Genomic DNA, 14,589 nt, shown 5'->3' on the forward strand with positions numbered 1-14,589 from the left:
AGCTTGATCGCCGACAAGGCCGGCACCCACCGGTCATTGTGCATGCCCGAAGGTGCCGGCCCTGCTGGCGAGCGGCTTAATGGAACAACGCGGCGGTCTTCTGCAGCGTCGCCCAGACGCCCCAGGCCAGCGGAATACCGACGACCAGCCAGGCCAACAGCACCAGCGGCATACTCGCCGGTGAGGCGTGCCATTCCAGTGCCTTGGCGCTGGTGATGACGTGAGCCTGCGAGCGCTTTTCCTCGGCGGCCAATTGCTCGTCGGTCATGAAGTGCTTGTCGGCTACCGGGCGCACGAGGGCATTGCAGATGAAGCCCAGTACCAGCAAGCCGGCCAGGATGTACAAGGTGATGTCATAGGCGGCTGCCCGCTCGACCCCGATGCTCAACTGGTACTCACGCAAGTAGTTGACCAGCACCGGCCCCAGCACACCCGCCGCCGCCCAGGCGGTCAGCAGACGACCATGGATTGCGCCGACCATATGCGTGCCGAACAGGTCGGCAAGGTAGGCCGGCACCGTGGCAAAGCCACCGCCGTACATGGAGAGGATGATGCAGAACGCCGCCACGAACAGCACCACATTGCCCAGGTGGCCCATGTTCGGTACCAGCGCATACAGGGCGAAGCCCAGCGCGAAAAAGGCAAAGTAGGTGTTCTTGCGGCCAATGTAGTCGGAGAACGAGGCCCAGAAGAACCGTCCGCCAATGTTGAACAGGCTGAGCAAGCCGGTGAAACCGGCGGCAATTGCGGCGATCTGGCTCAACTGCGCAGTGTTCAGCTCGCTGAAGCGCAGGTCGTTACCCAGCAACTTCCCGGCAAACACCTCCTGCAGCAGCGGCGAAGCCATGCCGAGGATACCGATACCCGCCGAGACGTTCAGGCACAGCACCAGCCAGACCAAGGCAAACTGTGGGGTTTTCCAGGCCACGCTGACATGCACATGGCGATGGGTAATCATCGTATTGCTGGCTTTTTTCTGCGGTGCGACCCAGCCCTCGGGCTTCCAGCCAGTAGGCGGTACGCGGTACGCCAACGCGCCGCCGATCATGAAAACGAAGTAAATCGCAGCCATCACCACAAAGCTCTGCCACACGCCGACCCCTTCAGGGCTGGCGAAATGGTTCATCAGTGCCGCCGCCAGCGGGGCACCAACCATGGCCCCGCCACCAAAGCCCATGATCGCCATACCGGTGGCCATGCCGCGTTTGTCTGGGAACCACTTGATCAAGGTCGACACCGGCGAGATGTACCCCAGCCCCAGGCCAATACCGCCAATCACCCCGGACCCCAGCCACATCAGCCACAGTTGGTGGGTGTACACACCCAACGCCGAAATCAGCAGGCCGCCGCACCAGCACAGCGCTGACACCACACCGGCCTTGCGTGGCCCGGCGTGCTCAAGCCAACCGCCCCAGATCTCAGCCGAACAGCCGAGAAAAATGAAAAACAGCGTGTAGATCCAGCCCAGCATCGAGATCGGCCAGTCACAGCTCGAGGAAAACGCCTGAGCCAGAAAACCCATGTCTGCCGAGCAGGCAACCGGCGCACTGATACCAATGGCCTTGGACAGCGGCAACCAGAACACCGAAAAGCCGTAGGCCATGCCGATACACAGGTGGATCGCCAAGGCTGCCGGCGGCACCAGCCAGCGGTTGAAGCCCGGCTGGGCGATGATGCGCTCCTTGGACAAAAAGCTCGGTGCAGGAACAATCGCACCTGCCGTAATGCTGCTCATTTATTGTTTTCCCTTATCGATCTGGACGGTTCGCAGGCCCCACATCCGCCCTCGACCTTGGCGCACGCGGGTAGCGAACGTTCTAGCGGCAGGCAATCAGTAAAATGCGGCAAAACGCTACACAGGCACCTGAAAACCGCGAAAGGGTACCATTTGCCGGGCTCACTGAAAGCAATCTGATATCGTCCTTTTTTAGTTAACTGACCTGTCACGAGGAACCTACATGCCTGTCGTTGTCGAAGCCGTGCGTACACCGAGCCAACAAGACCGGCTGGACCTGGCGAAGATCTACGCCGATGCACCTGCCGATCTGTTTGCCCCTGGCGAAACCGCCGAAGCCTGGTTGGCCGCAGCCTTGGCCGACGGCAGCCTGATCGCAGCGCGGTTCAACGATCGTCTGCTAGGCGCTGCCCGCCTTACGCGTCAGCATGACGCCTGGCGCCTGTCGCACTTGTGCGTGCGCAGCGTGACGCGTCGACGCGGGGTGGGCCTGCGATTGGTCAGCGAAGCACAGCGTATGGCCCGCGAAGCCGGGCAAACTCTGCGCTTGCAGGCCACGACCAAGTGCGCGGCCATTCAGGCGCTGGCAAGCCAACTGGACCTGCCGCTGGAGCTGTCCGCAACCGTATAACGCTAGGGAACGCACTTAAACCGGCAACCAAATGCGCAGCGCTATACTCTGCGGCTGAATTTTCTAAAAATCGGACTACAAGGACTCGCCCATGAAAGCGTTCGGCAAAATCCTGGGGCTGGTAATTCTCGGGTTGTTGCTGATCATTGTGGCTCTGGGCTTCGCCCTGACCCACCTCTTCGATCCCAACGACTACAAAGACGAGATTCGCCAGCTGGCTCGCGACAAGGCCAACATTGAGCTGACCCTCAACGGCGACATCGGCTGGAGCCTGTTCCCCTGGCTGGGCCTGGAACTGCACGACGCCAGCATCGCGACCCTGAACACCCCGAAAACCCCGTTCGCCGACCTGAAGATGCTTGGCCTTTCCGTGCGCGTGCTGCCCCTGCTGCGCCGCGAAGTGCAAATGAGCGATGTCCGGGTCGAAGGGTTGAACCTGACCCTGGCCCGTGACAAAAACGGCCACGGCAACTGGGAAGATTTCGGCAAGCCGTTGCCAAGCACCACCCCCGCCACAACCACGACGCCCGCTACCACGGCCACACCGGCACCGGCCGAAACCAGCCACCCCGCCACGGCCAACGAGCGCCCGGTCAAGCTGGACATCGACAGCCTCACCGTAAACAACGCCCGAGTGCAGTACAGCGATGCACGCAACGGCCAGACCTTCAATGCAGACAGCATCCAACTGAGCACGGGGGCGGTGCATGAAGGGGTCGACATCCCGCTGAAACTCACCGCATTCCTCAGCGTCGGCCAGCCAGTGCTGCGCGCCCGCACCGAGCTCAACGGTGAACTGCGCTTTGACCGCGCCCTCAAGCGCTACCAGCTCGAAGACATGAAACTCACCGGTGAAGCCTCCGGCGAGCCGCTGCAGGGCAAGACCATGACCTTCGCCGCCCAGGGCCAATTGCTGGTTGACCTGGCCGCCAATGTCGCCGAATGGAACAGCCTGAAGGTGTCTGCCAACCAACTGCGCGCCCTCGGCGAGCTGAACCTGCGCGACCTGGACAAGGCACCGAAAATCACTGGCGGCCTGTCCATCGCCCAGCTCAACCTGCGGACCTTCCTCGACAGCATCGGCTACCCCCTGCCAGCGATGACCGACACCACCGCCCTGAGCAAATTCGAACTGGTCAGCCGCCTGCAAGGCAGCAGCACCAGCCTGGCCCTGGAAGACCTGACGGTAAAACTCGACGACAGCACCTTCAGCGGTCGGGTAGCCATCGACGACTTCGCCAAACAGGCCCTGCGCCTGCAGCTCAAGGCCGACAAGTTCGATGCGGACCGCTACCTGCCGGCTAAAAGCGAAACCGCCGCCAGTGCCAGCGCCGCACGCAAGGCCGAGGTCAAAGGCAAGGAAGCCGGCGCACTCGCCGGTGGAGGCACCACGCCGTTGCCGGACGCGCCGACTCAAGTGGCCTGGAGCAGTGACACCCTGCTGCCCGTGGAGCGCCTGCGCCAACTCGACCTGCAAGCCGACCTGAACTTCGGACTGCTGACCCTGAAAAAACTGCCGATCGAAGATGCCAGCCTCAAAGCTAGCGGCCAGGGCGGCTTGCTCACCCTGGAAACCCTGCGCGGCGGCCTGTACAACGGCGACTTCGAGAGCAAGGGCAAGCTCGACGTGCGCCCGGCGATCCCGCAAATCGGCCTGAACACGCAGATCAACCGGGTACCCGTGGAACACTTCATCAAGGGCGAGGACGACAGCTCGCCGCTCAAGGGCCTGCTCGACCTCACGAGCGACCTGACCGCCAGCGGCAACAGCCAGAAAGCGCTGATCGACACCCTCAACGGCAACGCCAGCTTCGCCATCAACAACGGCGTGCTGGTCAATGCCAACCTTGAACAACAACTCTGCCAAGGGATCGCCACACTCAACCGCAAGGCATTGAGTGGCGAGCCTCGCGGCAAGGACACCCCATTCGAGGAACTCAAAGGCAGCCTGGTACTGCGCAATGGCGTGGCCAGCAACCCGGACCTGAAAGTGCGGATTCCTGGCCTGACCGTCAACGGTGCCGGCGACCTCGACCTGCGGGTGTTGGGCATGGACTACCGCGTTGGCGTGATCATCGAAGGTGACAAGCGCGACATGCCCGACCCGGCCTGCCAGGTCAATTCACGCTACGTCGGCCTTGAGTGGCCACTGCATTGCCGTGGCCCGCTGGAGCTGGGCGCCAAGGCCTGCCGTGTCGACAAGGACGGCCTGGGCAAGGTGGCGGCGAAGCTGGCCGGTGACAAACTCAGCGAAAAGATCAACGAAAAGTTAGGCGATAAGGTATCTCCAGAATTGAAAGACGCACTCAAGGGGCTGTTCAAGCAATGAGTCCCGAGCAGTTCTCCAGTGCCGTACTGGAGTGGTACGACCAACACGGCCGCCACGACCTGCCCTGGCAACAGGACATCACCCCCTATCGGGTGTGGGTGTCGGAAATCATGCTGCAGCAGACCCAGGTGAGCACCGTGCTCAACTACTTCGGGCGCTTCATGGACGCTCTGCCGACCGTTGAAGCGCTGGCCGCAGCAGAGGAAGACGAAGTGCTGCACCTGTGGACGGGCCTGGGCTACTACACCCGCGCCCGCAACCTGCAGAAGACCGCGAAGATCGTTGTCGAGCAGTACGCCGGCGAGTTTCCCCGAGACGTGGAAAAACTCACCGACTTGCCCGGTATCGGCCTGTCCACGGCCGGTGCCATCGCCAGCATCAGCATGGGCCTGCGCGCGCCGATCCTCGACGGCAACGTGAAACGGGTACTGGCCCGCTACAGCGCCCAGGAGGGCTACCCCGGCGAGCCGAAGGTAGCCAAGGCGCTGTGGGCCACCGCCGAGCGTTTTACCCCGCATAGCCGGGTGAACCACTACACCCAGGCGATGATGGACCTGGGCGCCACCCTGTGTACCCGCAGCAAGCCCAGTTGCCTGCTCTGCCCGCTCAAACGCGGCTGTGAAGCGCACCTGCTCGGCCAGGAAACCCGCTACCCGCTGCCCAAGCCGCGCAAAGCCCTGCCACAGCGCAGTACGCTGATGCCCCTGCTGGCCAACCGTGAAGGCGCGATCCTGCTTTATCGCCGGCCTTCCAGCGGCCTCTGGGGCGGGCTCTGGAGCCTGCCTGAGCTCGATACCCTGACCGACCTTGAGCACCTTGCCGAACAGCACCAGTTGACCCTGGACAGCCGTCAGGCACTGAGCGGCCTGACCCACACCTTCAGCCACTTCCAGTTGGCCATCGAACCCTGGCTGGTACGCGTCGACAGCAGGGGCGAGCACGTGGCCGAGGCCGACTGGCTCTGGTATAACCTCGCCACCCCGCCGCGCCTGGGCCTTGCCGCCCCGGTGAAAAAGCTGCTCAAACGCGCAGCCGATGCCTTGAATTCAGGAGAGTCGTCATGACCCGTACCGTAATGTGCCGCAAGTACAAAGAAGAACTGCCAGGCCTGGAGCGCCAACCCTACCCAGGCGCCAAGGGCGAAGACATCTTCAACCACATCTCGCAGAAAGCCTGGGCCGACTGGCAGAAACACCAGACCATGCTGATCAACGAGAAGCGCCTGAACATGATGAACGCCGAAGACCGCAAGTACCTGCAGGGCGAGATGGACAAGTTCTTCTCCGGCGAGGACTACGCCAAGGCCGAAGGCTACGTTCCACCGGCCGAATAACCCCGTAAAATCGTAAGCGACGGTATTAATTAAAAAATTTTTCAAAACTTGCTTGACCTAAGTCCGAAAAAGCCTTTTAATGCGCCCCGTTGCCCAGATAGCTCAGTCGGTAGAGCAGGGGATTGAAAATCCCCGTGTCGGCGGTTCGATTCCGTCTCTGGGCACCATCATTCAGTTCAGATGGTGCCAGCATCATCTGAAACATCAAAAAACCCGCCTAGTGCGGGTTTTTTATTTTCCGGTGTTCAATCACCTCGCGGCAAAGCGACGCCCTATTGATGAGAGTCAATGTGCCATCACTTTTGGATCCCTAAAATGCTTTTAGACATCCGAGAGAGAACACAGGTCTCCCATGAGCGAAGAATCAACCGCCCACCCCCTTCCCAACGCCTTGCCTGAAAGCACCACGCCAACCGCAACGCTCAGCACCAGCAAAAGCGCCCCGCGCAAAGCCACTGCACCACGCACCCGCCGAGCACGCAGCACCAGCAAACCGGTCGCCGTGAAAAATCTTGAAGCCGAAATCAGCACGGCCAGCCAGCAGCCCATGGCCCTGCAAGTAATTTCCGCGCCCCATGGCTCGAACGAAGACAGCTCCTCGGCGAAGCTGCCGGCCCGCTACCCATACCGCAACCGCATGCGCCGCCTCGAATACGAAAAGGCCAAGCACGAGTTGCAGATCGAACTGCTCAAGGTGCAAAACTGGGTCAAGGAAACCGGGCAACGGATCGTCGTGCTTTTTGAAGGCCGTGATGCGGCGGGCAAAGGCGGCACCATCAAACGCTTCATGGAGCACCTGAACCCGCGTGGTGCGCGAATCGTCGCCCTGGAGAAGCCTTCCGAACAGGAAAAAGGCCAGTGGTACTTCCAGCGCTACATCCAGCACCTGCCCACGGCGGGTGAAATGGTCTTCTTCGACCGCTCCTGGTACAACCGCGCCGGCGTCGAGCGGGTGATGGAATTCTGCACACCGCTGCAGTACCTGGAATTCATGCGCCAGGCGCCAGACCTTGAGCGCATGCTCTGCAACAGCGGCATCCTGCTGTTCAAGTACTGGTTCTCGGTGGACCGCGAAGAACAATTGCGACGCTTCATCTCGCGCCGCGACGACCCACTCAAGCACTGGAAACTCTCGCCCATCGACATCAAGTCGCTGGACCGCTGGGACGACTACACCGCGGCCAAGGAAGCCATGTTCTTCCACACCGACACTGCCGATGCCCCTTGGACCGTGATCAAGTCGGATGACAAGAAGCGCGCGCGCCTCAACTGCATTCGCCACTTCCTGCACTCACTCGACTACCCGGGCAAGAACCTGAAAGTCGCCCATCAGCCGGACCCACTACTGGTCGACCGTGCTTCACGGGTGATCGAGGAAGACGAAAGAGCGACCACCGAACACCGGATTGAGCCGAGCACCCAGCCGCTGTCATTGCCCGCCTGAGCCACCTGCCGCCCACCACAACGCACCAGACGCAGCTTGGGTTTCCTGACCAACTGCGTTTCAATAGCCGGACGCATCAGCTTATCTCAAGGATTTCATCGATGGCCTCCAGCAGCAAACAACAGAAACGCGCCAAACGCGCCGCCAACAAGGCCCGGGAAAACCGAATGGTGCGCAGTGGGCAGGCGGTCAAGAGCTCGTCGGACGCCTCCAGCGTGGGTGTTGAGCAGGTATTCAACAAGGCCATGAACTCGGGCAGCTACAACGCCCTGTTCGAAAAAATGAAACAAGCCCAGGCGCAAGACAACGGCCTGCAGGCAATGATCGCGGTGTTCCTCGTCGATCCGTTGCTGGCCCTGGTGCTCAAGGGGCACAAGGAAGAGCAATCGACCGACTACATCGTCATGGTCTTCTGCGCCTACCGCAAATGGCTCGACGACGCCGACGAAGCCACCGCCATGGCCTGGCTGGAGAGCGACGAATTCCAGGAAGCCTATGTCGCCGCCTCGGAAGCCGTCTCGAAAGTACAAAAGCGCCCGGCATAACAGGGCTGCAGCTCATCCTGTAGGAGCCGGGCTTGCCTGCGATAGGGTCAGTGGAGTGTCAGTAAGTTCGCGGTGCCTGCATCGCGGGCAAGACCCGCTCCTACCAAACCCGTGGAATGCAGGCTTGCCCGCGATAGGGTCAGTGGGGTGTCAGTGAGTTCGCGGTGCCTGCATCGCGGGCAAGACCCGCTCCCACAGTAGCAAAAAGGCCGCTCCCATTCGGGTAGCGGCCTTTTTGCTCAACAGCCGTGTATCAGTTGTTCAGTACGGCGGCACGCCCAGCGGCCAGGGCCTTGTGCTTGCGCGCCGTCAGCAGGCCCGCAGCGACCACGGCGATGGTCAGCAGGCCAGTCGCGATGATCTCCACCCGATGGTCCGGGCGAATCAGCATGACCGTCAGGATGCCAACGATGAACAGGATGGTCGCCCAGGTCAGGCCCGGGAACAGCCACATCTTGAAGACGATCTTCTCACCACGGGCCATGCGCTGACGACGCATGCGCAGTTGCGAGATGGCAATCACCAGGTACACCAGCAGCGCAATAGCGCCAGAGCTGGCCAGCAGGAACTCGAACACCGCCGCCGGCGCGACATAGTTGGCGAACACGGCCAGGAACGCGGCAGCAGTCGACAACAGCACCGCCCAGTGCGGCGTACCGCTGGCGTTGGTGCGCTGGGCAATTGCCGGGGCGTCACCACGCTTGCCGAGGGAGAACAGCATGCGCGAGGAGGTGTACAGCGCCGAGTTCAGGCAACTGGTTACTGCAATCAGCACGACGATGTCGACGATCACCTTGGCATTCGGCACGCCGATCAGGTTCAGCACCGTCTGGTACGAACCGACTTCTGCCAGCGGGCCATGGTTCCACGGCACCAGCGCCACGACGATAAATATCGACACGAGGTAGAACAGGCAAATCCGCCAGATGACCGAGTTGGTCGCCTTGGTGATCTGCTTGCACGGGTCTTTCGATTCGGCCGCTGCAATGGTGACAATCTCAGTACCCATGAACGAGAACATGGTGGTCAGCATGGCCGCCAGCACCGCCCCCATCCCGTTAGGCATGAAGCCCTGGGTATCGAACAGGTGGCTGACACCGCTGACCTGGCTGTTCGGCATGAAACCGAAGATCGCCGCCAGCCCGAGAATGATGAAGCCGATGATCGCCACCACCTTCATCAAAGCGAACCAGAACTCGAACTCACCGTAGTTCTTCACGCTGAACAGGTTGGTTGCGGTCAGCAACAGGGTAATGATCAGGGTAAAGGCCCAAATGGCAATATCAGGGAACCAGGCGTGCAGGATGGTCGCGGCGGCGTTGGCCTCCAACGGGATCACCAACACCCAGAACCACCAGTACAACCAGCCGATGGTGAAACCGGCCCAGTGGCCGATGGCCTTGTCGGCGTAGGTGGAGAAAGAACCGGTATCCGGCGACGCCACGGCCATTTCGGCCAACATGCGCATCACCAACACCACCAGCGTACCGGCAGCGGCATAGGCCAGCAGCACGGCAGGGCCGGCTTCGGCGATGGCATGGCCAGAGCCGACGAACAAACCGGCACCGATTACACCCGCAATGGACAGCATGGTGACATGCCGTTGCTTGAGCCCCTGAGCGAGGTCATTGGAATTGTGCGTACCGCTCATAACACTACCTATAGCGAGGAATGGGCGCTCTAATCCTGAATCACACCCTTCGTAAAGAAAGACTGATACGTCCTGTTACCCATGCCTTGAGCAAGAACTGCGCCAAATTTTTTCAGCAGTTGCTCCGCATTCAGCACAACCCTCTACAACGAGCCTTGCGGGCCTTTTGGCCAAAGGCTGGCCAAAAGGCCATTATTCAAGGGCATCGCACCTCAGATTACCGAAATACTCAGTTACACATACATGCAGGTGCACCGAAATCGGCCGGTGGTAACACCCCTGCACATTTTTTGCGCAATAAAAGTGCAACCCGGCAGTGCAACCCACAGGCAGCCCAGAGGGCACAGGACTAAATACGGCTTCCCAGTACCGGCCAAAACTGGCACCATCGCGCCTTTTTTCATCAAGGCTCCGGCCCTGGAAATGGGAGCAGGCGGACATTGGCGCGACAGTCCGCTGCAACGATGCGACACCTGCCCTCACCCCAGCCGATTGCCCCGCCCGACGCTGTTGGCGGCCGTCAGAACGCTATGCTAGCGTGGCGCCAAGCCAGGAAGGCCTACAACAGCAGGAGCGCATCAGAACTCATGAGGACCGCACATGGCCCAGGCCACGCCCGCGCTTGAAATCCGCAACCTGCACAAACGCTACGGTGACGTGGAGATACTCAAGGGTATTTCGCTGACCGCACGCGACGGCGACGTGATCTCGATTCTGGGGTCTTCGGGTTCAGGCAAGTCCACCCTGCTGCGCTGCATCAACCTGCTGGAAAACCCGCATCAAGGCCAAATCCTCGTCGCGGGTGAAGAGCTGCGCCTGAAGGCCGCGAAAAACGGCGAGCTGGTCGCCGCCGACAACAAGCAGATCAATCGCCTGCGCAGCGAGATCGGCTTCGTCTTCCAGAACTTCAACCTCTGGCCGCACATGACCATCCTCGACAACATCATCGAGGCGCCCCGTCGCGTGCTGGGCCAGAGCAAGGCCGAAGCCATCGAGACCGCCGAAGCACTGCTGGACAAGGTCGGCATTCACCACAAGCGCCACGCCTACCCCGCCGAGTTGTCTGGCGGGCAACAACAGCGGGCCGCCATCGCCCGGACTCTGGCCATGCAACCGAAGGTCATCCTGTTTGACGAGCCCACCTCGGCACTGGACCCGGAAATGGTCCAGGAAGTGCTCAACGTGATCCGTGCGCTGGCCGAAGAAGGTCGAACCATGCTACTGGTTACTCACGAAATGGGCTTTGCCCGCCAGGTGTCCAGCGAAGTGATCTTCCTGCACCAAGGCCTGATCGAAGAGCAAGGATCGCCGCAGCAGGTTTTTGAAAACCCGAACTCGGCGCGCTGCAAACAATTCATGTCCAGCAACCGCTAACGGAGCAACACGCATGCAGAGCTATAAGAAATTCCTCCTGGCCGCTGCCGCCACGCTGGTGTTTTCGGCCAATGCCATGGCTGCCGAAAAACTGAAGATGGGCATCGAGGCGGCCTACCCGCCGTTCAACAACAAGGATGCCAGCGGCCAGGTCGTCGGCTTCGACAAAGACATCGGCGACGCCCTGTGCGCCAAGATGAAAGTCGAATGCGACGTCGTCACCTCGGACTGGGACGGCATCATCCCGGCCCTGAACGCCAAGAAGTTCGACTTCCTGATCTCCTCGCTGTCGATCACCGACGAACGCAAGCAGGCCGTTGACTTCACCGACCGCTACTACTCGAACAAACTGCAGTTCATCGCCCCGAAAAACGTCGACTTCAAAACCGACAAGGCCTCGCTCAAAGGCAAGGTGATCGGTACCCAGCGCGCCACCCTCGCCGGCACCTGGCTGGAAGACAACTACGGCAGCGACGTCGACATCAAGCTCTACGACACCCAGGAAAACGCCTACCTGGACCTGACCTCCGGCCGGGTCGACGCGATCCTCGCCGACAAGTACGTCAACTATGACTGGCTGAAAACCGACGCTGGCAAGAACTACGAGTTCAAGGGCGACCCGGTGGTCGAGAGTGACGAAGTCGGTATCGCCGTGCGTAAAGGCGACCCACTGCGTGAGAAGCTGAATGCTGCGCTGAAAGAAATCATCGCCGACGGCACGTACAAGAAGATCAACGACAAGTACTTCCCGTTCAGTATCTACTGATCCGCCCGACCGGCACCGCCCTGGCGGCGGTGCCCGTCCCTTGAACAAACCTGCCCATGAATATCGACCTCTACGGATTCGGCCCGGCACTTGCTGCCGGTACCTTGATGACCGTCAAACTGGCGTTGTGTGCCCTGGCACTGGGGCTGGTCCTGGGCCTGCTCGGCGCCCTGGCCAAAACCTCGCCGTACAAACCCCTGCAATGGCTCGGTGGTTTCTACTCCACCCTGGTACGTGGCGTACCTGAACTGCTGTGGGTACTGTTGATCTACTTCGGCACCGTCAGCCTGATGAACCGGCTGGGCGAAGCCCTGAACATCCCCAGCCTGGAGCTCAACGCCTTCGCCGCTGGCGTCATCGCCCTGGGCCTGTGCTTCGGCGCCTATGCCACGGAAGTCTTCCGTGGTGCGATCCTGGCCATTCCCAAGGGCCACCGTGAAGCGGGCCTGGCCCTGGGCCTGTCCAAGGGTCGGATCTTCTCGAAACTGATCCTGCCGCAGATGTGGCGCATCGCCCTGCCCGGCCTGGGCAACCTGTTCATGATCCTGATGAAAGACACCGCGCTGGTCTCGGTAATCGGCCTGGAAGAAATCATGCGTCACTCGCAGATCGCCGTGACGGTCAGTAAACAGCCATTCACCTTCTATATGGTTGCCGCCTTCATCTACCTGGGCCTGACCATCATCGCCATGACCGGCATGCACTTCATGGAAAAACGCGCCGCACGCGGCTTCGCGAGGGCCAACCAATGAACTGGGAAGTCATCATCAAGTGGCTGCCACGCCTGGCCCAAGGCGCCACGCTCACCCTGGAACTGGTCGCCATCGCGGTGATCGCCGGGCTGATCCTGGCCATCCCGCTGGGTATCGCCCGCTCGTCGCGGCACTGGTATGTACGTGCCGTACCCTTCAGCTACATCTTCTTCTTCCGTGGCACCCCGCTGCTGGTGCAGCTGTTCCTGGTCTACTACGGCCTGGCCCAGTTCGACGCCGTGCGCAGCAGCGCCCTGTGGCCGTACCTGCGTGACCCGTTCTGGTGTACGGTGCTGACCATGACCCTGCACACCGCCGCCTACATCGCCGAGATCCTGCGCGGTGCGCTGCAGGCCATCCCACGGGGCGAGATCGAAGCGGCACGGGCGCTGGGCATGTCCAAGGCCAAGGCGCTGTTCTACATCATGCTGCCGCGTGCCGCACGGATCGGCCTGCCGGCCTACAGCAACGAAGTGATCCTGATGCTCAAGGCCAGCGCCCTGGCCAGTACCGTCACCCTGCTGGAACTCACCGGCATGGCGCGCACCATCATCGCCCGCACCTACCTGCCGGTAGAGATCTTCTTCGCGGCCGGGCTGTTCTACCTGCTGATCTCCTTCCTGCTGGTAAACGGCTTCAAGCTGCTCGAACGCTGGCTGCGAGTCGATGCCTGCCAAGGCCGCTGAACCGGCAAGCGGGGCCGCCTCCGGCCCCGCTGCTGCCCTGGCTGACGCACACCTGCTCAGCCGCTTCCAGGCCCTTGACCACTTCCTGCTGCAACACCAGGCACTCTGGCGCCCGCGCCCGTTCACCGAACGCCAACTGCCGTGGGAAACCGAGCACCCGGCCCTGGCCCAGTGGCTGCGCCAACGCACACTGAGCGACGCCGAGGCCGCCCACAACCACCCGGAAACACTCGACGCACCGGCGCCTTATCCACAGCTGGCGGCACAGGCCGCGCAACTGGCGGCGGTCGGCGAACTGCCCGTAATCGCCATCACCCCGGCCCCGCCGCGGCTGAACGTCGACGTGCCGGGGCGCAAATGGCAGCAGATCGAAGCCTTCGCCAGCCACCTGGGCTTTACCCACACCCCGCGCCACTGGCTCGACTGGTGCGCCGGCAAAGGCCACCTGGGCCGCCGCCTGCTGCACAACGACCAGCACCTGACCTGCCTGGAATACGACCCAGCCCTGATACAGGCCGGCCAAGCGCTTAGCCAACACCACGGCCTGAACGCCGAACACCGCCTGCAGGATGTGCTGGCCGACAACACCGACCAGCAACTCAGCCCACAGCACACCCCTGTGGCCCTGCATGCCTGCGGCGACCTGCACGTACGCTTGATACAACTGGCCAGCGCCCGTGGCTGCAACCAACTGGCCATTGCCCCGTGCTGCTACAACCGCACCCAAGGCCCGCTCTACCAACCCCTGTCGAGTGCAGCCCAGGCCTCGGCGCTGCAACTGAGCCTCGACGACCTCGGCCTGCCGCTGAGCGAAACCGTCACCGCTGGCGCCCGGGTACGCCGCCAACGCGACCTGTCCATGGCCCGCCGCCTCGGCTTCGACCTGCTACAACGCCAACAGCGCGGCATCGACGCCTACCTGCCCACCCCGTCACTGCCCAGCAGTTGGCTAGACAAGCCCTTTGCCGACTACTGCCGCGACCTCGCCGCCCTCAAAAACCTGCCCCTGCACGGCAACCCCGACTGGGATGCGCTGGAAGCCGCAGGCCAGGCAAGACTGGCCGAAGTGCGCAACCTGGAACTGCTGCGCAACCTGTTCCGGCGGCCGTTGGAACTGTGGCTGGTGCTCGACCGCGCCCTCTACCTGCAAGCCCAGGGCTACCGCGTGCAGCTCGGACAGTTCTGCGACTACGCCCTCACCCCGCGCAACCTGATGCTACTGGCCGAACGCAACCAGCGGCAGTGAACAGCCTGTGGATAACTCTGTTGATGGTTTTCCCAAAAACCCCTCAAAAGCCTTGGATCCAAGTCAAAACAGCGCCTGGTCATTTTTTAGTCACACA

The 14,589-nt window shown here is 61.7% G+C and carries 13 protein-coding genes and 1 tRNA gene; 12 read left to right on the forward strand and 2 right to left on the reverse strand.

The window, feature by feature from the left end; all coding sequences use genetic code 11:
* Window positions 1-76 precede the first annotated feature (76 nt).
* Complete coding sequence (locus CS390_RS22880) at window positions 77-1,735, reverse strand: OFA family MFS transporter (RefSeq protein WP_099776088.1); 1,659 nt, start codon at window positions 1,733-1,735, stop codon at window positions 77-79.
* A gap of 223 nt (window positions 1,736-1,958) precedes the next feature.
* Here CS390_RS22880 and panM point away from each other — a divergent pair, with 223 nt between their 5' ends.
* From panM to CS390_RS22915, 7 genes are all read left to right on the forward strand, one after another.
* On the forward strand, window positions 1,959-2,366 hold the full coding sequence (gene panM / locus CS390_RS22885; protein WP_099776090.1) for an aspartate 1-decarboxylase autocleavage activator PanM: 408 nt from the start codon (window positions 1,959-1,961) through the stop codon (window positions 2,364-2,366).
* Window positions 2,367-2,457: 91 nt separating this feature from the next.
* Window positions 2,458-4,695 (forward strand): AsmA family protein, encoded by a 2,238-nt coding sequence (locus CS390_RS22890; protein ID WP_099776092.1) that lies wholly within the window; start codon window positions 2,458-2,460, stop codon window positions 4,693-4,695.
* Window positions 4,692-5,759: an A/G-specific adenine glycosylase gene (mutY, locus tag CS390_RS22895; RefSeq protein WP_065760225.1), complete on the forward strand. Its 1,068-nt coding sequence runs from the start codon at window positions 4,692-4,694 to the stop codon at window positions 5,757-5,759. Before CS390_RS22890 ends, mutY begins: the two co-directional genes overlap by 4 nt.
* The gene (locus CS390_RS22900; protein WP_065760226.1) at window positions 5,756-6,028 is read left to right on the forward strand and encodes an oxidative damage protection protein; all 273 of its coding nucleotides are present in this window, start codon (window positions 5,756-5,758) and stop codon (window positions 6,026-6,028) included. Before mutY ends, CS390_RS22900 begins: the two co-directional genes overlap by 4 nt.
* 91 nt (window positions 6,029-6,119) lie before the next feature.
* Window positions 6,120-6,195 (forward strand) — tRNA-Phe (locus tag CS390_RS22905).
* Window positions 6,196-6,575: 380 nt separating this feature from the next.
* Window positions 6,576-7,472 carry a polyphosphate kinase 2 gene (gene ppk2, locus CS390_RS22910; protein ID WP_176717483.1) on the forward strand — a complete coding sequence of 299 codons (897 nt, stop codon included), beginning with the start codon at window positions 6,576-6,578 and terminating at the stop codon, window positions 7,470-7,472.
* Window positions 7,473-7,573: 101 nt separating this feature from the next.
* Window positions 7,574-8,017 (forward strand): hypothetical protein, encoded by a 444-nt coding sequence (locus CS390_RS22915; protein WP_065761809.1) that lies wholly within the window; start codon window positions 7,574-7,576, stop codon window positions 8,015-8,017.
* Window positions 8,018-8,270: 253 nt separating this feature from the next.
* Here the strand turns inward: CS390_RS22915 and gabP are convergent, their stop codons facing one another.
* Window positions 8,271-9,668 carry a GABA permease gene (gene gabP, locus CS390_RS22920; protein ID WP_099776096.1) on the reverse strand — a complete coding sequence of 466 codons (1,398 nt, stop codon included), beginning with the start codon at window positions 9,666-9,668 and terminating at the stop codon, window positions 8,271-8,273.
* 600 nt (window positions 9,669-10,268) lie between these two features.
* Here gabP and CS390_RS22925 point away from each other — a divergent pair.
* From CS390_RS22925 to CS390_RS22945, 5 genes are read left to right on the forward strand one after another with little or no spacing between them, the layout of a single operon-like run.
* Entirely contained in the window at window positions 10,269-11,042 is a 774-nt protein-coding gene (locus CS390_RS22925; protein WP_099776098.1) for an ABC transporter ATP-binding protein, read from the forward strand.
* 13 nt (window positions 11,043-11,055) lie between these two features.
* Complete coding sequence (locus tag CS390_RS22930) at window positions 11,056-11,808, forward strand: ABC transporter substrate-binding protein (protein ID WP_065761806.1); 753 nt, start codon at window positions 11,056-11,058, stop codon at window positions 11,806-11,808.
* Between the two features lie 56 nt (window positions 11,809-11,864).
* On the forward strand, window positions 11,865-12,560 hold the full coding sequence (locus CS390_RS22935) for an ABC transporter permease (RefSeq protein ID WP_099776100.1): 696 nt from the start codon (window positions 11,865-11,867) through the stop codon (window positions 12,558-12,560).
* Window positions 12,557-13,246, forward strand: coding sequence for an ABC transporter permease (locus CS390_RS22940; protein ID WP_065761804.1), 690 nt, complete (start codon window positions 12,557-12,559; stop codon window positions 13,244-13,246). Before CS390_RS22935 ends, CS390_RS22940 begins: the two co-directional genes overlap by 4 nt.
* On the forward strand, window positions 13,227-14,492 hold the full coding sequence (locus CS390_RS22945) for a methyltransferase (protein ID WP_099776102.1): 1,266 nt from the start codon (window positions 13,227-13,229) through the stop codon (window positions 14,490-14,492). The genes CS390_RS22940 and CS390_RS22945 overlap by 20 nt, the downstream gene beginning before the upstream one ends.
* Window positions 14,493-14,589: the final 97 nt, after the last annotated feature.

Origin of the sequence: Pseudomonas sp. HLS-6 (assembly GCF_002753995.1) — a bacterium.
GTDB lineage: Bacteria > Pseudomonadota > Gammaproteobacteria > Pseudomonadales > Pseudomonadaceae > Aquipseudomonas > Aquipseudomonas defluvii.